The 23,400-nt window shown below is 60.2% G+C and carries 19 protein-coding genes and 1 tRNA gene; 13 read left to right on the forward strand and 7 right to left on the reverse strand.

Annotation, left to right across the window (positions count from 1 at the left end):
- Positions 1–2: 2 nt before the first annotated feature.
- Complete coding sequence (locus RCH09_RS16720; RefSeq protein ID WP_326942273.1) at positions 3–1,349, reverse strand: tyrosine-type recombinase/integrase; 1,347 nt, start codon at positions 1,347–1,349, stop codon at positions 3–5.
- A gap of 151 nt (positions 1,350–1,500) precedes the next feature.
- Between RCH09_RS16720 and RCH09_RS16725 the strand changes: the two genes are divergently transcribed.
- Positions 1,501–1,570 (forward strand) — tRNA-Ser (locus RCH09_RS16725).
- A gap of 198 nt (positions 1,571–1,768) precedes the next feature.
- On the opposite strand, the gene RCH09_RS16730 is transcribed toward RCH09_RS16725, so the two are convergent.
- The 4 genes from RCH09_RS16730 to RCH09_RS16745 all read right to left on the reverse strand — a co-directional run bounded on the left by RCH09_RS16730 (position 1,769) and on the right by RCH09_RS16745 (position 5,913).
- Positions 1,769–3,355, reverse strand: a complete 1,587-nt coding sequence (locus RCH09_RS16730) for a hypothetical protein (RefSeq protein ID WP_326942274.1) — start codon at positions 3,353–3,355, stop codon at positions 1,769–1,771.
- 1 nt (position 3,356) lies between these two features.
- Positions 3,357–4,550 (reverse strand): HlyD family efflux transporter periplasmic adaptor subunit, encoded by a 1,194-nt coding sequence (locus RCH09_RS16735; RefSeq protein WP_326942275.1) that lies wholly within the window; start codon positions 4,548–4,550, stop codon positions 3,357–3,359.
- Between the two features lie 21 nt (positions 4,551–4,571).
- Positions 4,572–4,862 carry a hypothetical protein gene (locus tag RCH09_RS16740; protein ID WP_326942276.1) on the reverse strand — a complete coding sequence of 97 codons (291 nt, stop codon included), beginning with the start codon at positions 4,860–4,862 and terminating at the stop codon, positions 4,572–4,574.
- A 586-nt stretch (positions 4,863–5,448) separates the two neighbouring features.
- A complete protein-coding gene (locus RCH09_RS16745) occupies positions 5,449–5,913 on the reverse strand; it encodes a hypothetical protein (RefSeq protein ID WP_326942277.1) in 465 nt (154 codons plus the stop codon).
- Positions 5,914–6,691: 778 nt separating this feature from the next.
- Between RCH09_RS16745 and RCH09_RS16750 the strand changes: the two genes are divergently transcribed.
- The 4 genes from RCH09_RS16750 (at position 6,692) to hemA (ending at position 12,561) form a co-directional block, all read left to right on the forward strand.
- Entirely contained in the window at positions 6,692–7,381 is a 690-nt protein-coding gene (locus RCH09_RS16750) for a response regulator transcription factor (RefSeq protein ID WP_326942278.1), read from the forward strand.
- Between the two features lie 26 nt (positions 7,382–7,407).
- Positions 7,408–8,820 carry a FecR family protein gene (locus RCH09_RS16755; protein ID WP_326942279.1) on the forward strand — a complete coding sequence of 471 codons (1,413 nt, stop codon included), beginning with the start codon at positions 7,408–7,410 and terminating at the stop codon, positions 8,818–8,820.
- 3 nt (positions 8,821–8,823) lie between these two features.
- A complete protein-coding gene (locus tag RCH09_RS16760) occupies positions 8,824–11,205 on the forward strand; it encodes a CHASE2 domain-containing protein (protein ID WP_326942280.1) in 2,382 nt (793 codons plus the stop codon).
- A gap of 66 nt (positions 11,206–11,271) precedes the next feature.
- A complete protein-coding gene (gene hemA, locus RCH09_RS16765) occupies positions 11,272–12,561 on the forward strand; it encodes a glutamyl-tRNA reductase (protein ID WP_326942281.1) in 1,290 nt (429 codons plus the stop codon).
- 81 nt (positions 12,562–12,642) lie between these two features.
- On the opposite strand, the gene RCH09_RS16770 is transcribed toward hemA, so the two are convergent.
- Complete coding sequence (locus RCH09_RS16770; RefSeq protein WP_326942282.1) at positions 12,643–13,707, reverse strand: RNA-guided endonuclease InsQ/TnpB family protein; 1,065 nt, start codon at positions 13,705–13,707, stop codon at positions 12,643–12,645.
- A gap of 104 nt (positions 13,708–13,811) precedes the next feature.
- On the opposite strand from RCH09_RS16770, the gene prfA reads away from it, so the two are divergent.
- From prfA to RCH09_RS16810, 8 genes are all read left to right on the forward strand, one after another.
- A complete protein-coding gene (prfA, locus tag RCH09_RS16775) occupies positions 13,812–14,894 on the forward strand; it encodes a peptide chain release factor 1 (RefSeq protein WP_326942283.1) in 1,083 nt (360 codons plus the stop codon).
- A gap of 51 nt (positions 14,895–14,945) precedes the next feature.
- A complete protein-coding gene (locus RCH09_RS16780) occupies positions 14,946–15,422 on the forward strand; it encodes a disulfide bond formation protein B (protein WP_326942284.1) in 477 nt (158 codons plus the stop codon).
- A 2-nt stretch (positions 15,423–15,424) separates the two neighbouring features.
- Positions 15,425–16,267 carry a peptide chain release factor N(5)-glutamine methyltransferase gene (prmC, locus tag RCH09_RS16785; RefSeq protein WP_326942285.1) on the forward strand — a complete coding sequence of 281 codons (843 nt, stop codon included), beginning with the start codon at positions 15,425–15,427 and terminating at the stop codon, positions 16,265–16,267.
- An 11-nt stretch (positions 16,268–16,278) separates the two neighbouring features.
- Complete coding sequence (locus tag RCH09_RS16790; protein WP_326942286.1) at positions 16,279–17,610, forward strand: DUF3422 family protein; 1,332 nt, start codon at positions 16,279–16,281, stop codon at positions 17,608–17,610.
- A gap of 76 nt (positions 17,611–17,686) precedes the next feature.
- Entirely contained in the window at positions 17,687–20,038 is a 2,352-nt protein-coding gene (locus RCH09_RS16795) for a Tex family protein (protein WP_326942287.1), read from the forward strand.
- A 384-nt stretch (positions 20,039–20,422) separates the two neighbouring features.
- Positions 20,423–21,844: an RNA-guided endonuclease IscB gene (gene iscB / locus RCH09_RS16800; protein WP_326942288.1), complete on the forward strand. Its 1,422-nt coding sequence runs from the start codon at positions 20,423–20,425 to the stop codon at positions 21,842–21,844.
- Positions 21,841–22,152: a Grx4 family monothiol glutaredoxin gene (grxD, locus tag RCH09_RS16805; RefSeq protein ID WP_326942289.1), complete on the forward strand. Its 312-nt coding sequence runs from the start codon at positions 21,841–21,843 to the stop codon at positions 22,150–22,152. The genes iscB and grxD overlap by 4 nt, the downstream gene beginning before the upstream one ends.
- Position 22,153: 1 nt before the next feature.
- Positions 22,154–22,741: a UbiX family flavin prenyltransferase gene (locus RCH09_RS16810; RefSeq protein WP_326942290.1), complete on the forward strand. Its 588-nt coding sequence runs from the start codon at positions 22,154–22,156 to the stop codon at positions 22,739–22,741.
- A gap of 133 nt (positions 22,742–22,874) precedes the next feature.
- Here the strand turns inward: RCH09_RS16810 and RCH09_RS16815 are convergent, their stop codons facing one another.
- On the reverse strand, positions 22,875–23,267 hold the full coding sequence (locus RCH09_RS16815; protein ID WP_326942291.1) for a hypothetical protein: 393 nt from the start codon (positions 23,265–23,267) through the stop codon (positions 22,875–22,877).
- Positions 23,268–23,400 lie beyond the last annotated feature (133 nt).

Genomic DNA, 23,400 nt, shown 5'->3' on the forward strand with positions numbered 1-23,400 from the left:
CTTCACTTTACAGCGCGCAATCCGGGTTCCATTGGCATGAATGAAACCCCGGCCTGCTCCAATATCCAAGCCTCAATCTTGACGTGCCACATGCGTAGCAGGTCGAGCGGTCGGCGGATGTAATTCTGTTCGCGTACACCTTGCGGGGCGTGTCCTTGGATTTGTGCCGCGATACCGGCGGGCGTTTCCGTCCATTCGCACAGACTCGCAAAGGACCGGCGCAGGCCATGCAATGACACGTCCAAGCCAGCAACGGCACACGCCTTGCGGTGGGCTATGCTTGGCTCAGTTAGGCGGCCAGATGCGGCGGTGGGGCTTGAAAATGCCCACTCGCTGCGGCGCGGCAGGGCGGCCAGAAGATGCGCCACATACGGAGTCATCGGTACCATGCGGAAGTCTTCCACTTTGTCATTCAGTTTCAGGCTGTTCCATTGAAAATCTATGTCTTCCCATTTCAGTGTTGCCAATTCTTCGCGGCGTGCGCCAGTCAGCAGCAGGCATTGAAGGTAGGCACTGATAACCGGGTTTGCGATTTGGCGCACGACTGCGAACCATGCGGCGACCTGCTCACGTTGCAGCACGTCGTTTTTCACCTTGGATTTGCCCAGACTTTCGCGGGCCTTTTTGCTTTGTGCGGCATTGGCCTTGCTGATTCCGGCATAGACCGGATGCGCAGCACACCAGAATAAACACGCCTTCAGCAATCGCAAGGCAAGGCGAGCGCGTGTCGGACGCTTTTTGGCTTCCAGTTTGGCCCATGCCTCGATACGTTCCATCGTCAGGTCAACTAGGCGCACACCGGCCAGTGACGCAAGCGGCCCCGGCTCGGTCAGTTTCGGGCTTCGCGTGCGTTGTACGCCCCCGGCTTGGATGATGCGCAGGTGGTCTTTGTGGTGCAGGTCGGACCATTGCGGCGCACGGTCAGCGACGTATTCCGGCCATAAATCGCCCAATGTCACCGATTCACGCACTTGCAAGGTTTGCATCGCGTTCCTTTCGGCTTGTTTGGCATTGCGGGCGGCCTGCTTTGCTTCCAGTCCATCGGCTTTTACTTGGCGCGGGTCTTGGCCGTTGTCGATGATGACTTTTAGGCGGCGGGCTTCGGCCTGTGCTTGGTCAATGGTCCACGTTGCAGGTGCGCCAATAGTGATGCGCATTGCCTGCCCGTTGAGTTTGGCTTGGAATATGTACGACTTCCCCCGGCTCCGGTCTTTTTCCTTGCTATCGAACGTGACGGTAGCCCGAAGTCCCAAACCCGGCGCGGCAGTGTCCCATAAAAACGACTGCCTCTTACCTTGTTCGCATTGGAAGTCAGTAACACGGCCCGCCGTGAATTTTACCTTTGCCATCGCTGAAATACCCCGCTGTGTAATCTGTGTAACCGCTGTGTAACCCAGCTTGGAGTATATCAATCAACTTTAATCAACGCAACACAAGGACTTATTTTTATTAACTCATTGTTTTTTATAGGATTACACAGAATTAGCTATGTTAATCAACGGCAATAAATGGGTTTTTACTGGGATTGAAAATCCTTGTGTCGGTGGTTCGATTCCGCCCCGGGCCACCAATAGAATCAAACACTTAGCCCAGCCTTCCGGTTGGGCTTTTTGCTTTCCGGCTTCGGCGTAGTGGCAATGTGGGATTTGCAGGGATGTGCAAGCCAGGAAATAACTTCTTGCGGATGGGGTCACTGTTATTCGGGATTGTGCCAATTCGCTCGCAGTGCACGTGGCGATATCAGCGCGACGACTCAAACTTCCCTTGCTCAGAAGATGGGGAACCAACCAACGGTGAGAAATCCTGACCGCAGTTGTTCTGGATGCAGGTAAGTAAATACGGCATATAGTCGCGCCGTCCCGAGCTGGCTCGACACGCGGTATTCCACCCCGGGTCGTCCCGAACTTCTTGCGAAATCGATCAGGAATTGGGATTGCCCGACAAAGTGTTCGTAGCGTTCCGGGTTGTAAAGCTGCCCCATATTGCCGTACTTGGCTTCGGGGACTTTTCCCTCGAGCCCTGTCAAGCTGGTGTCGAGTTGTCGCGTGCCTACCAGATTGCCATTTTTATCAACGATGCCAATCACCGATTCCGTTGACGACCCTGTAATCTCTGTCTGATATCGCCCCCAAGCCTGGTCAGTGCGCGCCGGCGTATCGCCCAGATGCACATAGGTTTTCGACGGGTCGCTGACCGACCTGAATCCTGCCGCGCGCTCGGATATCGAAACGAGGCGATTCGCGGGGCCAGTGTCGCGCGCCGCCAGTCGAAGTGCGCGGCTGGCGCGGCTGCTGCCACCCATCCCACCCGCGCCAAGGAACCAGAAAACCGGCGCCACAACATGTTCACTGCGCAGCGCTCTGCTTGCCAATTTTCCGAGTTGCGGCGCCAGGGGCAATCCTTCGAAGGCGAGATTTTCGGCCAACTGCTCGCCGATGATGCCGCCGCCCCCGTAGCGGGGATCGATCGACAGCCGGTACTTGTCGACCGAACGGATGACTTCTTCTGCGTAAGGCGACTGGATTGGTCCCAGCCCCTGTCCTGCCGCGCCGTACAGCCCTATTCGCGCAAGCTGCTGTCCAGCCGAAATCAAGCCGTTCACCCCGCCCCGTCCCAGCTGCACAAGGTCGCCCCACTCGATGCGGCCGCGCCCTTCCGCCCGGGCCAAGGCTTCCGGATCCGATTCCTCGCGGTCAAACGGAGAGGGCTCCGCGCTGATAAAGATTTCCTGTGTCCACTGCGCTTCCGGCGCCTTGGTCTCCGTGCGCGGCGGTCCCTGGCGCTCCGGCCGGCTTTCGGACGGCCGATACGGCGCACGATGGGACGAACTCGGCAGCTGAATTGGTGGCGACGCCTTGCTGCGATCCGGACGAACGCCGCGGACAATCACCTCGTCGATCGGCGGTGGCTGGGCTTGCGCCGGCTGCGTCTGCGCGCGCGGCGGAGCGCCGGTATCGATCATGATTTCCTGCCCAGCCCAGGCAGGGGTGATCGGGGCGTTCATCCACGGTTCCACCGACACCTTCGTCGCCGCGTTCTCTGCCAGCAGGTTTGGGTTGCGCAGCAGGTTATGGTCGGCACCGTCGTCGATGCCGAATTCATTCCGATCCAGGCGATCAGTGCCTGTCGAATCCGCACTGGAACGCTCACCAGGTTCAGGAAAGTTGGTCAGTTCCGATAGGTCTTCATGGCCAGCCAGGTAGAAACCAAGGTAGGGACCGATGTACGGAACCTGCGCCGCAAACTCGCCTAGAGCGAAGTGGGCGAATGAGCCCCCTCCGCCGCCACCCCCACTTCCGCCGTCACTGCTGGAAGCGCCGCTGAAGATATCGTCGAACCAGTCAAACCAGCTCACCTCAGGCCTCTACCGTGATTTCCGTATTATCAAAATCAAAGTTGTAATTCAGGGGCAGAATCGAACCGCCGGGCCCGGTGTTATTGCAACGAATGATGACGTTCCATTGTTCGTCGATTGGCTCATGACCACGGATTGCACACACGATGCCATCTATCTGCACTTGAGTGCCGGCTGGCTCGCCAAACAATGTGGTTGTCACGTGCGCCGTGTAACCCACGCGTATCAGACTGCGGCATTTGATCTGGCCGATCAGGTAGACGGTCTTGTCGTTTTCCAGCCGCAAAACTGGCTGTCCCGCGGTCACAAATTCGCCGATATTGCGAAACACCGCCGTCACCACGCCGTCAAATGGCGCCACCAGGAAGCTGTCGATGAAGTCCAGCTGAATTTTTCTGATATCTGCCGCCGTCATCGCCTTGGCGTATTCAACGTTCTCGCCAAGGTTCATCTTGACGAGACGGAAGGCGGCCAGGCGTTCCTGGCGCAGCGAGATTTCGGCGCGCAGGTAGCGCGCCGCATTGTCCGCCGGGTATGCATGGAATTCCTGTCCGCCATAGGTAGTTTCAGACTGCGATGCCGTGTTGAATGCTTGACCACCGGTGGTTTGCGATGAGGAAGTACTGTTTGAGGTGGAATTGGTGACGGCGTCGACTCCATTGGACTCATACAGCGCCGCAAGCAGGTCGTGCCGCCGTTTTAGCACGCGTGACAAGCTGCCCAGCAGCGATGGCAGCGAGTTGGGGTCGGCCGGGTTATTGCCCAGCAGCTCGGTCCTGTTTTTAACCGCCTCGCCTGTCAGGTCGGCACTATTTTTGAGGCCGTACCATGCGAGAGCCTGCGTCAACCCGGTCGCGATGTCCTTGGCGCGAAGGCGCGACAGCACTGACTGTCCGAGATCGCTTTCAATTTCGCCAGGGCCGTCCCCGATAGGAGGTGGTATCAGCGTGGCTGCGATACCGCTGACAATTTTTTTGCTGCCGCTCAAAGAATCGAAGTTGCGAATCTTGATCGACGCGGCCGGAAGTTCTACCACGGGATGCAGTTTGTTCTTCAGGGCAATCAGGTCGTAGGCGCTCACGGTTTGACCCAGCAGCGTTTCGGGCTGGTACTCGATGATGCCGCTGATTGGGTAGCAGAGGTCGGCCGACTGTGTTGGACGAACGGTCAGGCTTATTGCCTTCGCTGTAGCCATTTGGTGCCGCCTTTCTTTCTGTTACGCGAGGGTCGAACCGGGTAAAGTGAAAATCATGCAGTTGAGTGTGCTGTCAGCCTGGCAACTGGCGTGCACGCCACGCAAGCCAAACAGCGGAACTGTCCAGCACTCTCCCGGTTGCAGCGTGCCCAAGCTGGCCTGGCCGGCGCCCGCATCGGAACCCAGGCTAATCGGATCACCCCACAGGTCGTTATGGATAACTAGCAGCAGTGGGACGTTGAGGTCGTTGGCGACGCCGCTCGATCCCCATAGATAGGTCTTGGTGCGAACCTTAACTGCATAGGTGTACATAAGAGGCCTTTCGCCCAAGCGTTACGTAGCAAACCAGCAACTGATTATCCGCACGTGCCGATCCATTGGATTGACGCAGATTAATGTTTGCCCACCCGGCCTGTAGCTAGCGGTATGTCGGTGCTTTTTTACAGCATCCGCGCCTGATTCACCGGGCTGATGGCGTTGGAAAGTTTGCGTGCAGGGGCGTTGGGCAGGATGGTGGCTGAACACATACGGCAGGGGGACCGAATTTCGATGCGCCAGCAACCCTGCCGCTGTGCTGAATCGGTAGCGAAACCGGCTACGCTGGTGGCTGGCAGAACAACCTGGCTCACGCAAAAAATGAAATCGTTGTCGCGGCGGCTCGTTTTCGCCCGGGGCCACAACAAATTGCAGCCAAAAAAACGGTTACCCGCATTCGCTGGTAACCGTTTTTTTATGCGCCAGGATCAGGCGCGCAGGAGTTTGCCGGAAAATTCGGGATGGCCCTGGAGCCACTGGCACGTGCCAGCGGCGGCGACAGTCTCGACGACCGGGCTCATTCCCGTTGACTATTGTCCGCCCCATGCTGGCGCGCCGGCCGGCATGGGTGAAACAGGTTGCGTCAGGTTTGCTTGATCTTGAGCTTGACGACGCGTGGCGCCCGCTCGGGTGACGGAGCAGAACCTGCATGGCGACCCTTCTGGGCCAGCATCCTGATGAAGTCCTGGACAATCTGGCGATGATGCTCGTCCAGATCCATGAAATCGGCAATCAGCTTGCTTTGCGCGGATTCAGGGCTGTCGCGCGCCTGCAGAGCGGCAGTTGCGGCGTTTTCTTCCGGCCCGCCAAAACGCAGCCATTCCGCAGTGACATTGAGCCAATTGGCCAGCGCGCGCAGCTTGTCCTGCGTTGGAATCGATTCACCCACCAGCCATTTGCGTGCCGCGTGCACGGTAATCGGACTACCGGAGAACCGGAAGTTAAACTCGCGCGACAAGTAGGTCGGATGATTTGCTGCGTGATTGGCATTTCGAAGGGCTTGTTGCAAGCGCGTGCTGAAAGCAGTGCGCTCGGAAGATGTTTTCATATTGAGCTATTCCAAAGATAGTGGCAGGTCATCGAAAAAAACTGACTCGAATCGTCTCTCTTGCGAATGGTTGCGGCTTATCTGATTTGAGGCCGTCGCCGACTCGATCTGCGGCTTGAAAATCTGACGTATGTAAACTACCAACAGGATACATCATGGTGTAACCAAAGAATAATAAATTATTTGCAGCACTCGGATCGCGCATCGTTGGCGCAACTATGAAAGTCGATGGAGATTGATTCGATAATGGCAGTGCAAGCCGACGCAACGCGACGATCCGGCTTTTTATTGGACGTTAGCTGCTCAACGAGGAAGGGGGAAACCGAGCGCCCATAGCGGACTTTGATCGGCCAGACTGGTTCGCAGTGCCTGAGTGTGCGCCTCTTTGCGCGACTGCTGACGGTTTATATTTTCTAAAATTAAAGATGTGCCGAAAGGCGCAATCAAAAGATTGTTAAATAAGCATTTTAAATGGGTGCAACAAAGTATGCGGCGAGCGCCCCCCCCTCTGATTCAGATCAATCGATTATCTCGTCCCGTTTCATTTCCACCGGCGAACAGTTGCGATTAACTGAAAGGTTTCAAGCCGGGTGCGCAATCCGGCGAATCTCCAATGGCATCGACATTTGTCATTGAATCAACTCCAACAGGCGAATTGCAAAAAATGTTAATTCGCGATGTGAACGATTGTTAAAGTAAAACGAAATGATGCCGATAATTAACAAAATTTGGTAAATTGAGATCATCGATTCACTCCACGCAACTGCGACCCCTGATCATGAGAATTGCCGTACTCGACGATGACCGCACCCAAACCGATCTGGTCTGCCAGGTCTTGACCGCGTCCGGCCATACCTGCCATGCCTTCCAGAGTGGGAAGGAGATGCTCAACCAATTGCGGCGCGAGAGTTTCGACATGCTGATCATTGACTGGCAGGTTCCTGACCTGAGCGGCGCCGAAGTCCTGCGCTGGGCACGCGACAAGCTGCCGGCGACGTTGCCGGTGCTGTTCATGACCAGCCGCTCCGGCGAGGATGACATCGTCGCCGGCCTGGCGGCTGGCGCCGACGACTACATGATCAAGCCGATTCGGCGCGGTGAGTTGCTGGCACGGGTGCAGGCGCTGTTGCGTCGGGCCTATCCCACCCAGAATGCGATCGAGCAGATCCAGTTCAGCCAGTATATTTTCGAGCCGCGCACCGGACGCCTGAGCGTCCATGGCGAACAGGCCGAGCTGACCCAGAAGGAATTTGACCTGGCCCTGCTCCTGTTTCGCAACCTTGGCCGGCCGCTGTCACGGGCTTACATCCTCGAAGCCGTCTGGTCGCGTGATGTCGAAATACCATCGCGCACCATGGATACGCATGTGTCACGTGTGCGAACCAAGTTAAAGTTACGTCCAGAAAACGGTTTCCGGCTGGCACCAGTTTATAGTTACGGTTACCGGCTGGAACAAATCACCGCCTAACCCTTTCGTCGCAGTAAAGAGAATGTATGTGTTCGACCATTGCCCATCGACTTCGCACCGGTTTGCTGGCGGCTATTGCAGCGCTGGGATTGGTGCACGCCGCATTTGCCGCGGGTGAAGCCGAGAGCATCGTCGTCATGCCGGCCGGCATCACCTACACGACCCACGCCGGCGACACCCTGTCGTCGATCGCCACCAGCCTGACCAGCGCTACCGCGAACTGGGTGGCGCTCGGAAAAATCAACGACGTTACCAAAGACACCAGCCTTCCCATTGGTACGCCAATTCGGATTCCGGCCAATTTGCTGGCCGATGATCCGGCCCAGGCGCAGGTTGTGGCGCTGTTCGGGGCCGTCACCGCGACCGGTCCGGATGGGGCTGCGCTGGCCCTGAAAATCGGCAGCCGGGTGCCGGAAGGAACGCAGCTGGAAACCGCCGGCAACAGCTTTCTGACGGTTTCGCTGTGGGACGCCTCGCGCGTTTCGATTCCTTCCAACAGCCGCATCAAATTCGCCAGGCTGCGCGTGGCGCGGTACACCCAGAGTCCGCGCACCGAAATCACCATCTTGCGCGGCTCTGTCGAATCGCGCGTCACTCCGCTGGAAAGCAATATGGGGCGGTTCGAGATTCGGTCCCCGCTGGCGGTTGCCGGCGTGCGCGGCACCCATTTCCGCGTGGCGCTGCTGGCCAACGGCAGCACTGCCACCGAATTGCTGTCCGGCGCAGTCGATGTCACTCCGATCGCATCAGCGACTCCAGTGCGGCTGCACTCGGGTCACGGCAATATCGTTGGCAGCAACGTCATCGGCGCGCCAGTGGCGCTGCTGGTTGCGCCGGAGCTGGTCGAAGCAGCGTGGCTACAGGAACGCTCGAGCGCGCGCTTCGTGTTGACGCCGGTGGCTGGCGCACGGGTCTGGCACGTACAGCTCGCCAGCGATCCCGAACTGCAAAACCTGCTGGCCGAAGCCCGCTCGAACGACAACACTGTCCAGCTTGACGGCATTCCTGCCGGCACCTACTTCGCACGCATCTCGGCGATCGACGTACTCGGGCTGGAAGGGTTTCCCCGCATCGTGCCGGTCAATCTCAATGTCCGCGCGCCGGTGACCGCGACTGCCGATACGCCGTCGGCGCCGTTTGTCGAGAGTGTCGAGGGCAAACAGTTCCTGCTCAAGTGGCGTAGTGTGGCGGCGCCCGGCTTCGCCATCGAACTGGCGCGCGACCCCGATTTCAAACGACTGCAGTACAGCGCCAACAGCCTCAAGCCGGAAGCAGCACTGCCGCGTCCGCCACTGGGAACCTACTTCGCGCGCGTCCGGATTCGTCGCAGTGACGGCAGCCTTGGTCCGTTCTCGCCCGCCCAAACCCTCATCGTCACCGATCAATGGGTGCTCAATGACGGCAACCCGATCATGGCCAAGAACAGCCGGACTCGCTGACCCGTGGCCAGCCGCGTCGCGCCGCTGAAGTTGACGCCACGACGGCCTTCCTCGCGCAATCATTTTGCGCTGCGCGAGTGGGCCTTGATGTTGCTGATGATGCTGGCGGTCGCGGCTGGGCTGGGTTGGCAAAATGGGCTCGGGCGGATCGATCAGACCTGGTACGACCTGCTGATTGCCAGCTCGGGACGCCCGGCCCGCAATGACATCATCATCGTCGCCATCGACGATTACAGCCTTTCCCTGCTGGGACGCTGGCCATGGCCGCGCCAGTTGCACGCGCAATTGCTCGACCGGCTGACTGCCGCCAAGGCCCGCGCGGTCGGGCTGGATGTGATCATGGCCGAAGCCGAACCAGCCCCGCGCGTCGGTGACCTCGCGCTGCAAGCCGCCATGGTGCGCAATGGCGCGGTGGTCATGCCGGTGATCATGAACAATCTGGGCCAGGGGCAAACTGCCACGCTGCCGATTCCCGCACTGGCCGTGGCGGCGGCCGGCATGGGGCATATCGGACTGGACCTCGATCGCGACGGCGTCATTCGCAGCGTGTTTCTGCATGAAGGCGACACGCTGCCACTGTGGCCCCATTTTGCGCTCAAGCTCGGTGGCGAAAAACTGTTCCAGCCGGCGCCGGCGCCCGCGCCTGCTGCCCCTGCGGTTGGCTGGCAGCGCACCGGCCGCATCCTGATTCCCTATGCCGGCAGCAGCGGACATTTTTCGACGGTGCCGTACGCGGCTGTATTGCGCGGCGAAGTCGCACCCGGTTTCTTCACCGACAAATACGTGCTGGTCGGAGCGACCGCCGTGGGCATGGCCGATGCCTATCCGACACCAGTGTCCGGCCAAAGCGGCGGCATGGCGGGGGTCGAGATCCACGCCAACATTCTGGCCGCACTACTCGACGGCAAGTCCATCAGCGCGGCCAGGCCGTGGCAGGCCGCGCTGTTTGGCAGCGTCCCGGTGATGCTTGCGCTGTTGTGCTACTTCCTGTTCTCGCCGCGCGTGGCCCTGATTGCCACCGCGGCATTGATCCTGGCCAGCGCCCTCTTTTCGTTGATCGCGTTTCGGTTCGGGCTATGGATCGCGCCGGCCGCACCCTGCATTGCACTGATCATTGCGTATCCGCTGTGGAGCTGGCGCCGGCTGGAGGCGGCCATCGGCTACCTCGATCAGGAATATTCGCGGCTCGACAGCGAGCCGCATCTGCTGCCCGAAACCCGGAAAACCGGCGAGTTCAGCGCCGACGTGCTGGAACGCAGCATCAATGCGATGAAGAACGCCGCGTCGCGGGTGCGCGATCTGCGCCGCTTCGTCTCCGACAGCCTCGACAGCGTGCCGGACGCCACGCTGGTGACCACCGTCGATGGCTATGTACTACTGGCAAACAAACATGCGGTCGATTATTTCAGCCGGGTCGGCTTCAAGAAAATCACCGGGGCACTGCTGCCCTACCTGTTTACGACCCCCGACCAAACCATGCCACAGGTGTTCGATCACACCATCGAGGCGCAATTCAACTGGTGGGACCTGCTCGATCCGGCCCACGCCGACACCTTTTCGGCCGGCGTCGGCTTTCGCAATGACGCCGGGATGGAATTGCTGGTGCGCAGCGCGCCATGTCGCTCCGTGGACGGCGTGCTGACCGGCTGGATCGTCAGTGTCATCGACATTTCCGCGATCCGGGCGGCCGAGCGCAGCCGCGACGAAACCTTGCGCTTCCTGTCGCACGACATGCGCGCCCCGCAGGCCTCGATTCTGGCCCTGCTCGAACTACAGGCCAATGCCGCATCGGCGCTGCCACAGGCCGAACTATTTGCGCGAATCGAGCGCGCCAGCCGCAAGACGCTGGGACTGGCAGACAATTTCGTGCAACTGGCGCGCGCCGAATCGCACGAATACCGTTTCGAGGACGTCGACTTTCACGACATGGTGCTCGACGCGATTGACGAAATGTGGAGTCTGGCAACCAGCAAGAAAATCGATATCCGCGCCGAAATGGCGGCCGAAGTGTTTCTGGTGCGGGTTGACCGCAGCCTGATGACGCGCGCGCTCACCAATCTGTTGTCGAATGCCATCAATTACAGTCCGTCCGGCAGCCTGATTGTCTGCGCACTGTCACCGCGTCACGGCCTGGCCGGCGACCAGGTGGTTTGCAGCATCACCGACCAGGGCTACGGGATTGCGGCAGCCGACCAGATCAAGCTGTTCCGCCGCTTTGCCCGTGTCGACGTGCCCAACCAGCCGCGCCACGACGGCATCGGACTCGGCCTGGTGTTTGTCAAAACGGTCATTGAGCGTCACCAGGGCGACATCTCCTTTGCCAGCCGCCTTGGCATCGGCACCACCTTCACCGTGGTGTTGCCAGCGCTGGTCGATCCTGGCTGAGTCGTCGTGGCGGTGACCTGACCGGTTATAATGATTGCCTGAAATAGTCCTTTGGCCTTCCCCATAATGCAGCTGCTCGCCCTCGGCCTGAACCACAACACCGCCCCGCTCTCGCTGCGCGAGAAAGTCGCCTTTCCGGCCGACCAGATCGGCCAGGCGGTGCAGGCTGCGCGTGTCTGGTTCGGCAACGACGGCACCTCGCGCATCGGCGACGAAGCCGCCATCCTGTCCACCTGCAACCGCACCGAAGTGTATGCCGCCAGCGACCTGCCGGGCGGCGCCGATGCGGTGCTCGATTCGACCGCACACTTCCTCGCCAGCTATCACAACCTGCCGTACGGCGATCTGCGCCCGTATCTGTACGCGTTGCCGCAGGGCGACGCGGTGCGGCATGCCTTTCGGGTGGCTTCCGGACTCGATTCGATGGTGCTGGGCGAACCGCAGATCCTTGGCCAGATGAAAGATGCCGTGCGCCAGGCGGAGGCCGCCGGCGGTCTGGGCACCTATCTGCATCAGCTGTTCCAGCGCACGTTTGCGGTCGCCAAGGAAGTGCGCAGCACGACCGAAATCGGCGCGCACAGCGTCTCGATGGCGGCTTCCGCGGTGCGCCTGTCGCAGCGGATTTTCGACAGCCTGGCCGAGCAGCATGTGCTGTTCATTGGCGCCGGCGAAATGATCGAACTGTGCGCCACCCACTTCGCGGCACAAAACCCGAAATCCATCACCGTCGCCAATCGCACCATGGAGCGTGGCGAAGCCCTGGCACACCGCTTCAATGGCCGCGCCATCCGGCTGGCCGAACTGCCGGCGCAGCTGGCCTCCTTCGACATCGTGATTTCCTGCACCGCCTCGACGCTGCCGATCATCGGACTCGGGCTGGTCGAACGCGCCGTCAAGGCGCGCCGGCACAAGCCGATGTTCATGGTCGACCTGGCCGTGCCGCGCGACATCGAACATGAAGTGGCGCGCCTCAACGACGTCTTTCTGTACACCGTCGACGATCTCGGCGTGGTGGTGCAAACCGGCATGGAAAACCGCCAGGCGGCGGTGGCCCAGGCCGAAGCCATCATCGAAACCCGGGTGCAGTCGTTCCTGCACTGGATCGATCACCGCGCCGTCGTACCGATCATTCAGGACCTGCATGACAGCAGCGAAGCAATGCGGCTGTTCGAACTAGAACGGGCGCGCAAACTGCTGGCCAGGGGCGAATCCATCGAGGTGGTACTGGAAGCGCTGTCGCGCGGCCTGACCGCCAAATTCCTGCATGGCCCGCAACAGGCGCTCAATCATGCCGAAGGCGACGAACGCGCGCGCCTTGCCGTTTTGCTGCCACAACTGTTCCGCACCCGCCGCTAGCGACCCTGCTTCGCTTTGTCACGGCGCGCACGCGCACCTTTCCCCGAATTACCTGGACCCCGTCTTGACATCCTTACCGCCCTAAAAGGCGGGAATTCCTACAACTAGCCTGTCATGTCCGACAGGGGGATTGAATTTTTTCAGAATATTTTTAGCGGCATTCACATCACGATCATGCAAACAGCCACATTCCGAACATTTCCAATTCCTTATTCCAAGGTCTGCGATACCTTTCGGCCGCGAATCGGGCAGTGCGCCGCAATCCGAGCAAACTTGGGAAGAAAACTTTTCGTTCACTTCTTCGTACCACGCGCCATGCTTAACAGCCTTGTACGCCAGTATTTTTCTGAACGACGACCAACCTGCATCGAGTACCGACTTCGCCATCGTGGTCTTGGCGAGCCCGGCGGCATTCACATTGCCGACCGCGATATAGTCAAACTCCCGAACGATGCGTTCCGACAGCTTGTGATGCAAATCATGACGACGGTTTCTCGTCTTGGCATGAATTGCCTTAACGCGCCGCGTCTTCCCGGCCCGCTGGGCGATCGCCAGCGCCTTCTCCGTGCCACGATAGATGCGTTGTGTTTTGATTTTCTCGCCGGTGGAGAGCGTAGCGAAGTCCGTCAAGCCAAGGTCGATACCGACCCCGCGAATTGGCTGGCGAACAGTTACATCGACAGCAACCTCAATGACGATGTTCAGAAACCAATTGCCACGCGCGTCTTGAGAGAAGTTCGTCCCATCCCTGATTTTTCCTTCAGGCAGGGGACGGCTGTTGAACACGCGAAACGTGTTGTCGGCAAACCGGAAAGCATCCCCTTCTCGTTTCAGCTCGCGCCCCTTCAATGGAACCCATCCAAGATTCTTCGTGCCGCGATAGCGCAAGTACGGTCGGTTTTTCTGCGACCTCGATTTCGCGTATTGCTCGCAGACGGCGTTGACTGTACCCGAGTGCAGACAAAGCTCCTTGCTGCTGCCTTGCGTCAGTTTGTTCAGGTCAAATCCGGTATGCCATCGCCGGTCAAAGCGCAAGGCGTCTTTCTGCCGATCGTTGCAGTAATTCCAAACGAAATTGCACGCTCGGCTTTGCTTGTTCAGCAAACCGTTCAGAGATTTCACCCGATATCGATAGACCAAAATCATACTGTAATTATATACAGTGTTGTTAGCCTGGGCCCAGCAACCTATCTGTTCCCGTCCTATTTCACGCCTCGCACTAAGAGGCGAGGCATTTCGGAGTAAATCTGATGAAACCTTCAATGCTGGCCAAACTCGATCAGTTGGCCGACCGGCTCGCCGAGTTAAATGATCTGCTGACCCAGCAGGACATCACCTCCGATATGGACAACTACCGCAAGCTGACCCGCGAACATGCCGAACTCGGCCCGCTGGTGGCGCTGTATGGCGCCTTCAAGAGCGCCGAGGCCGACATCGCCTCGGCCCAGGAGATGGTGGCCGACCCCGAGATGAAGGACCTCGCCCAGGATGAAATCAGCGCTGCCAAGAATCGCATCACGCAAATCGAAGCCGACCTGCAAACCATGCTGCTGCCGAAGGACCCGAACGACGAGCGCAATATCTTCCTTGAAATCCGCGCCGGCACCGGCGGCGATGAATCGGCGCTGTTTGCCGGCGACCTGCTGCGGATGTATTCACGCTATGCCGAACGCAATCGGTGGCAGGTCGAGATGGTGTCGGAATCGGCCTCCGACCTGGGCGGCTACCGCGAGGTAATCGTGCGAGTCATTGGCGCCGGCGCGTACTCGCGCCTGAAGTTCGAATCGGGTGGCCATCGCGTGCAGCGCGTGCCGGCCACCGAAACCCAGGGGCGCATTCACACCTCGGCCTGTACCGTGGCGATCATGCCGGAGGTCGACGAAGTCAGCGATGTCGACATCAACCCGGCCGACCTGCGCATCGACACCTATCGCGCGTCCGGCGCCGGCGGACAGCACATCAACAAGACCGACTCGGCGGTGCGCATCACCCACCTGCCCACCGGCATCGTGGTCGAGTGCCAGGATGACCGCAGCCAGCACAAGAACAAGGCGCAGGCCCTGAAGGTGCTGGCCGCGCGCATCAAGGATGCGCAGGTGCGCGAACAGCAAAGCAAGGAAGCCGCCACCCGCAAATCGCTGATCGGCTCGGGCGACCGCAGCGAGCGCATCCGCACCTACAATTTTCCGCAGGGCCGCATGACCGATCACCGCATCAACCTCACGCTGTACAAGCTCGACTTCATCATGGACGGTGACCTGAACGACCTGACCGGCGCCTTGGCAGCCGAGCATCAGGCCGAATTGTTGGCCGCGCTGGGGGACGAAGGTTAAGATCGGGTATCTTACGGTCTGTCGCACACTTCCTTCCCTTTCCAGACGCTTATGAAAACTTCCCGACCCTTGCTCCTGTTTGTCGCGCTCGCCTGCATCGGGCTGCTCGCCTTTGCCCTGTATCTGCAAATCGTCGAACGCATGCAACCCTGCCCGCTGTGCGTGATCCAGCGCTATGCCTTTGCTGCGATCGCGCTGGTCTGCCTCGTGTTCGCCGTGATGCCACGCGGCACGGCTCCAGTTGGCGCCGGCCTCGCAATGCTGTTCGCGCTGGGCGGCGCCGGCACGGCCGGATGGCACCTGTGGGTCAAGGCGCATCCGGAAGTGTCATGCGGCATCGACCCGCTGGAAACCTCGCTCAACACCATTCCCACCGCCAAGCTGTTTCCGCTGCTGTTCAACGCCGACGGCCTGTGCGCCACCCCCTACGATCCGATTCTCGGGTTGTCGATTCCGCAATGGTCGCTGGCCTGGTTCGTCGGCATGGCGCTGGTGCTGGGCTGGGTTGCCTTCAAGCGCCGCAGCTGATCATGACTGAACCGCTCCCGCTGACCGCCGGCGAAACCATCGCGCAGGCCTTGCTGCGCCCGGTGCTGGACATCAGCGAGCGTCGCATCCTGCTCGGCCACGCGCTCGGCCTGACCCGCATCGAACTTGTCACCGAGTCGGAGCGGGTACTCTCGCCGGAGCAGGCAAAGCGGGTCACCGACCTGTATGCACGGCGTTTCGGCGGCGAGCCGATTGCCTACCTGATCGGGGCGCGCGAATTTTATGGCCTGCGCTTCGAGATCACGCCAGCGGTACTGATTCCGCGGCCGGACACCGAATTGCTGGTCGACCTCGCCATCGAGCGCCTGCCGCGCCAGGGACGCGTACTCGACATGGGCACCGGGTCGGGTGCGATCGCGATCGCGCTGGCCCACACCCGGCGCGACGCCTGCGTCATCGCACTCGACCTGAGCGACCCCGCGCTGGCGGTTGCCAAGCGCAATGCGGCAGCCCATTCGGTGCAGGTGCAATTGTTTTGCAGCGACTGGTTCGACGCCTTGACCGACCAGCGCTTCGAGATGATCGTCGCCAATCCGCCGTATGTGGTGGCGGGTGACCACCATCTGGGCGAAGGCGACCTGCGCTTCGAACCGATCGACGCACTGACCGACCATGCCGACGGCCTGAGCGCGCTGCGCCAGATCGTCAAGGGCGCCTGGCGCTTTCTGGAACCGGGCGGCTGGCTGCTGATGGAACATGGCTATGACCAGTCGGCCGCCGTGCGCGCCCTGTTGGGCGCGACCGAGTTCGTCGACATCCAGAGCTGGCAGGATCTGTCCGGCATCGAGCGCGTCACCGGCGCGCGCGTGCCCGGCAAGCCCTAGCCGTTGCCGCGATGCCCACCGATTACCCGGCACTCAATCACCCGCTGCGCATTGGCCTGGCCGCTGAAGCCCATTCGCGCCCGTTTCTGCGCCTGGTGGCGCCGGAAAGCCTGACCCATCTGGCGGTGTATCCGCAACGCAGCGGCGGCAATGATCCCGCCTGGCAGCTACACCGGCTGCGCGACCTGTGCGCCGGTTTCGGCGTGGCCGGTCCGGTCGACGAGGCCAAATATTTTTATCATGACTTCGGCCGTTTCCGCCTGAAGTGGGAATGCCACACCGAGTTTGCAACCTTCACGTTCGCCCAGAGCCACGATGCCAACGTCACCCTGGCCGAGGCATTCCGGCGCGTGCCGCTGATCCATGTGCCGCAACAATGGATGCGCCAGCTCGACGGCGCCATCCTGGTTGCGGCGCACGTCGTCATTGAAAAAGCCGAACACGCCAGCGACGCCGCCAGCGCCGACATGCGCGCCGCATTCGATGGCGCGTCCCTGGCCGCCAGCACCGTGTTGCAGGGCGCCGAAGTCTGGAGCGACTTTCTGATCCAGCCGGATGGCTTCAGCCGCTTCGTGGTGCGCGATGTCGATCTGCGCCAGCAGCAACTCGGGCGGCTGGTGCAGCGCGTGCTGGAAATCGAAACCTACCGGATGATGGCCTTGCTCGGGTTGCCGCTGGCGCAAGCCTCGACCCCGATGCTCAATGCGATCGAAGGGGAACTGGCGCTGCTGACAGCGGCCATGGTCGACAGTGACGACGCCAGCAGCACCGATGACGTCCCCGACGACGAACAGACCCTGCTGCGCAGCATCACCGGGCTGGCCGCACGCGGAGAAAAACTGTCGGTCAACAACAGCTACCGCTTCTCGGCCTCGCAAGCGTATTTCCGTCTGGTCAAGGCCCGCATCGAGGAACTGCGCGAAAGCCGCATCGACGGCATTCCGACGCTGGGCGAATTCATGGAGCGCCGCCTGGCGCCAGCCATGAACACCTGTGAAGCGGTGGCACGACGGCAGGAAGCGCTGGCCGAACGGATTGCCCGCACCAATGACCTGCTGCGCACCCGGGTCGGCATCGTGCAGGAACACCAGAACCGCCAGATCCTGCAGTCGATGAACGCCCGCGCCGCGCAGCAACTGAGCCTGCAGCAGGCCGTCGAAGGCCTGTCGGTGGCGGCGGTATCGTATTACCTGATCGGCTTGTGCAGCTATGCCGGCAAGGCCGCCAAATCGGCCGGCCTGCCGATCAATCCGGACATTGCCACCGGCCTGATGGTGCCGCTGGTGGTGCTGGGCGTCTGGCTCGGCATGCGCCGCCTGCATCGACAGATTCAGCACAAATAGACTGGCGCAGCCGCACCAACCGGGTATCCTGCAGGCCTGCTTTTTCAATTCACGCCTTTTCAATTTTTCCAACTTCATGCTGCCATCCATCGAACAACGTCTTGCCCTCGAACTGGTCGCCCGTCCGGCCCAGGTTGCCGCCGCCATTGCCCTGCTCGACGAAGGTGCGACAGTCCCTTTCATCGCCCGTTACCGCAAGGAGGCCACCGGCGGCCTCGACGATATCCAGCTGCGCCTGCTGGAAGAACGCCTGCGCTATCTGCGCGAACTCGAAGCGCGCCGCAGTGCCATCGTCAGTGCCATCGAGGAGCAGAACAAGATGACCCCGGCGTTGCTGGAGATGATCCTGCACGCCGAGGACAAGACCCGGCTCGAAGACCTGTATCTGCCCTTCAAGCTCAAGCGCCGCACCAAGGCGCAGATTGCCGCCGAGGCCGGCCTGACCGAGCTGGCCGATGCACTGCTGGCCGATCCGCAGCTGTCGCCGGAAGAGGAAGCGCTGAAGTATCTGAAGCCGCCGTTCAGCATCGATGGCACGGACAATCCCGGTGTCGCCGACAGCAAGGCCGCGCTGGATGGCGCGCGCCAAATCCTGATGGAGCGCTTTTCCGAGGACGCGACGCTGCTGCAGGCACTGCGTGAATACCTGACCGAACATGGCGTGGTCGACTCCAGCGTGATCGACGGCCAGCAGGATGCCGGCGCCAAGTTCGCCGATTATTTTGCCTACTCCGAAACCCTCTCGACCATTCCATCGCACCGCGCGCTGGCCCTGTTCCGCGGACGGCGCGAAGAAGTCCTCAACGTGGTGCTGCGGCTCGACACCGAAGAAGAAAAACCGAAGTGGGATGCGCCGCACAATCCGTGCGAAGGCCGCATCGCGGTGCGCTTTGGCATCAGCAACCAGGGCCGGCCGGCCGACAAGTGGCTGGCCGATACGGTGCGCTGGGCCTGGCGCGTGAAGGTATTCATGCACCTCGAATCCGAACTGATGACCAACCTGCGCGAACGCGCCGAAGTCGAAGCCATCAACGTGTTCGCACGCAACCTTAAGGCCCTGCTGCTGGCCGCACCGGCCGGGCCGCATGCCACCATGGGTCTCGATCCGGGACTGCGCACCGGCGTCAAGGTCGCCGTCGTCGACGCCACCGGGAAGGTGGTCGATACCGCCACCATTTATCCGCACCAGCCGCGCAATGACTGGGATGGATCGCTGCATACGCTGGCGCAACTGGCCGCCCAGCACAAAGTGACGCTGATTGCGATCGGCAACGGCACCGCCTCGCGCGAAACCGACAAGCTGGCGCAGGATTTGATCAAACTGCGCCCGGAACTGCGCATGACCAAGATCGTGGTGTCGGAAGCCGGCGCCTCGGTCTACTCGGCCTCCGAATTCGCCTCGCGTGAATTGCCGGACATGGACGTTTCGATCCGTGGCGCGGTGTCGATTGCGCGCCGCCTGCAAGACCCGCTGGCCGAGCTGGTGAAGATCGATCCGAAGTCGATCGGCGTCGGCCAGTACCAGCACGATGTCGGCCAGACCCAGTTGGCGCGCTCGCTCGATGCGGTGGTCGAGGATTGCGTCAATGCGGTCGGCGTCGATGTCAATACCGCCTCGGCGCCATTGTTGGCGCGCGTCTCCGGCTTGAACGGCAGCGTGGCGCAAAGCATCGTCACCTACCGTGATCTGAATGGCGCGTTTACCTCGCGCGCGGCACTGCGCGCGGTGCCGCGTCTGGGCGACAAGACCTTCGAGCAGGCGGCCGGTTTTCTGCGCGTGATGGGCAGCGACAATCCGCTGGATGGTTCGGCGGTGCATCCGGAATCGTATGCGCTGGTCGAAAAAATCCTGGCCGATATCAAGAAAGACGTGAAGGCCGTGATCGGCGACGAACGGCTGTTGAAGTCACTCAGTCCGGCACGCTATGCCGATGACAAGTTCGGCGTGCCGACCATCACCGACATCCTGAAGGAACTCGAAAAACCGGGCCGCGATCCGCGCCCGGAATTCACTACCGCCACCTTCAAGGACGGCGTCGAGGAAATGCGTGACCTGCGTCCCGACATGATCCTCGAAGGGGTGGTCACCAACGTCGCCGCATTCGGTGCGTTCGTCGATATCGGCGTGCATCAGGATGGGCTGGTGCACATCTCGGCGCTGTCGAACACGTTCGTGAAAGATCCGCATACGGTGGTCAAGGCCGGACAGGTAGTGAAGGTGAAGGTGCTGGAAGTCGACGAGAAGCGCAAGCGCATCGCGCTGACCATGCGTTTGACCGACACAGCGCCGGTTCCAGGAGCGAAAGTCGAGCAACGCGCCGACCGCAACGACGCCAGGCGATTGTCACAGCATCAGCAACAGGCGCAACCGCGCCAGAATGACGGCAACAGCGCGATGGCGGCCGCCTTTGCCAAGCTGAAACCCTGATCCCGGCGGCAGGCAAGCGGCCAGCGCCGCTTTTTCCTATAATGACTACTCCAACTAGCGAGGTAAGCGTCAACTACCCTGCCTTACGGGGTAGAGCTTGAAAGGCAAAAGCTGAACCAGCTTAGGTTGACCAGACTAAGCGCAAAGTACCGCGCACCGTTGCAACGAAGTACAAGACGCACCCTGGGATGCTTCCTTAGTCCCAGGCTCTGCAAGTGGCAGAAGCAGACAAGCGAATGGGTAAGCACGAAACGGTCTGCCATCAGGTTCAAAGGAGAGTGCGGGTTACCGCTCCTGAACCGAAGCTGCGTTGCAACATGGTCGAAGGGAGCGGCGCCATGAGGTGTCCGTCACAAGGCGCGTAAGCGCATTTTGGAGAAGGTAATGTCCGTGTTTGTTGTAGACCGAAATCAAAGACCGGTGATGCCGTGTAGCGAGAAGCGAGCGCGCAAGCTGCTCGAGGCTGGCCGAGCACGCGTGCATCGGCTGATTCCGTTCTGCATTCGGATTATTGATCGCTCGTTAGTCGGCTGCGCCTCGCAGCCGATCCGACTCAAGATTGACCCCGGCAGCAAGGTAACTGGGCTGGCGCTGGTAAGAGAAAGAGTAACAACCGATGCATCATCCGGCGAAGTAATCATCTCGGCGCACGTCTTAAATTTGTTCGAGTTAGTGCATCGTGGTCGACAAATCAGCGAGGCGTTGACGTCCCGCAGCCAAATGCGCCGGCGACGCCGCGGCAACCTGCGCTACCGGGAGCCACGGTTTCTGAACCGCGGCAACAAGGCGCGTGGCTGGCTCGCACCGAGCTTGCAGCATCGCATCAATACGATCCTCGCATGGGTCGACCGGTTGCGACGCTGGGTGCCGATCAAAGGCCTCAGCCAGGAGTTGGTGCGCTTCGACATGCAACAAATGGAGGCTCCTGAAATCTCCGGCGTCGAATATCAACAGGGGACGTTAGCCGGGTACGAGGCGCGCGAATATCTGTTGGAGAAGTGGGCGCGCAAGTGCGCCTACTGCGACGCCAAGGGCGTCCCGCTGAACATCGACCACGTGCGCGCGAAGGCAGAGGGCGGCTCGGATCGCATCTCCAATTTAACAGTAGCCTGCATGCCCTGCAACAGCAAAAAGTCCGCACGCAACGTCAAGGATTTTTTGAAGCGGGACCCGGCTCGACTGGCGCGCATCACGGCCCAGTTAAAGCGCCCGTTGCTGGACGCCGCCGCCGTGAACGCGACGCGCTGGGCTCTGCTCAATGCGCTGAAGGCGACCGGCTTGCCGGTGCAAACCGGCTCCGGCGGACTGACCAAGTTCAACCGCAGTCGTCTTGGCATACCAAAAACCCATTCGCTTGATGCGGTCTGCATTGGTGCTGTCGACGCAGCCGTCAGCTGGAACCGCCCGACCTTGACGATCAAATGCACAGGGCGTGGCAGCTATCAACGCACGCGCTTGGATGCCTTCGGATTTCCGCGCGGTTACCTGATGCGCCAGAAGTCGGTGCACGGGTTTTGCACCGGTGACATGGCTACCGCCATTGTCACCAAGGGGGGCAAAATCGGCACGCATACCGGGCGCGTGGCAGTGAGGAAGACCGGGAGTTTTAACATTCAAACACAGCAAGGCGTTGTACAAGGCATATCGCACAAGCACTGCAAGATCATTCAGCGTGCGGACGGATATGGTTATTCACGGGTGGCAAAATTGGACGTGACAGGCACGCCACCGAGAACACGGAACGCTACGCGTACCGAGTTCTGCCTCCCCGAGCTAAACCCCGGGGTTTCACGCGCAATCAGATGAGCGACGTAAAAACCTGGATTCAAGAGACCGTGACGAGCAACCCGGTTGTACTGTTCATGAAGGGCACGGCCCAATTCCCGCAATGCGGCTTTTCCGGCCGCGCGATTCAACTGCTCAAGTCCAGCGGCGTGGAGAATATCGTCACCATCAATGTGCTGGATGACGCCGAAGTTCGGCAAGGCATCAAGGACTATTCCAACTGGCCGACCGTGCCACAGCTGTACGTCAAGGGCGAATTCATCGGCGGCACCGACATCATGAACGAGATGTTCGAGTCCGGCGAACTGCAAACCCTGCTCAAAGCCTGAGGTGCCAACCCCACCGCGCCGGCTGGTCATTGCCATCACCGGCGCGAGCGGCTCGGTGTATGGCGTGCGACTCCTGCAGGTGCTGCGCGAGGCGGCGGTCGAAACCCATCTGATGGTGTCGGATGCGGGTGTCCTGAACCTGCATCAGGAGCTCGACATGGACCGCAAGCAGATTGGCCTCTTGGCCGATGTCGTGCACAACGTGCGCGATGTGGGCGCGTCAATTGCCAGCGGCTCGTTTCAATCCGACGGCATGATCGTGGCACCCTGTTCGATGAAAACGCTGGCCTCGGTGGCGCACGGCATGTCCGACAACCTGATCACGCGCGCGGCCGACGTGGTGCTCAAGGAGCGCCGCCGGCTGGTGCTGATGGTGCGCGAAACCCCATTCAATCTGGCCCATCTGCGCAACATGACGGCGGTCACCGAAATGGGCGGCATCATCTTCCCGCCGCTGCCCGGGTTTTATCAGCGCCCAGCCAGCATCGCCGAGATGGTCGACCACACGGTCGGCCGGGTACTCGATCTGTTTGACGTGGCGCATCAGCTGACGCCGCGCTGGAATGGGTTGAAGCCGGGATCGTCGTGACGGCTGATGCAATTTAAAAGACCGTTCGATTTTTTGAATAATCAGACGCGTCAAATTCGATTAAATTGCGATACCTCTTCCAACTGGAATACGCACTCCCCGACCCACAAAATTCAATAATTCCATTTGAATTTCATTTGTGCGGCTCATTACTTTCTTGCGGGTCAAACTTCAACTGTACATCGGTAATCGTATTCAAGTAGCTGATATAAAATGCAAATGTCCTGGTCGCGACACACGGATCAATGGTCAGCACTGACGTGTTTTCCGGGCCCATTACATATTGAATCGCTGGCGATGGTGGTCTTGGTTCAATGCCCACGATCGTCCATCCATTCAACGTCGATGCATAGTCCAGTATGAACAATGTGTTCGTCGCGATTTTTTCGATCATGTCGCACACCGATGCGTGCAGCCGTGTCAGGCCATCGTTTGGCGACCAAAAACTGTACGCTATGGAGGCGTCGTCGTCAGTTCTGCCCGACAAGCAAATGTTCACGGTGCGTTGCGGTATGGCTGTAATCATGGTGACATTCCTTTGGTTATATTTGAAATATGCTTTAAGGAAACGCTGATTTAATCGCGCCCAGTTGGTAAAATTCGCACATGGAAAAACTTTCAAAGTTCGAGACGATCATGAAGCAAACCAGTTTTTCCAG

Source organism: Actimicrobium sp. GrIS 1.19 (genome assembly GCF_035984655.1).
Taxonomy (GTDB): Bacteria; Pseudomonadota; Gammaproteobacteria; order Burkholderiales; family Burkholderiaceae_D; genus Actimicrobium.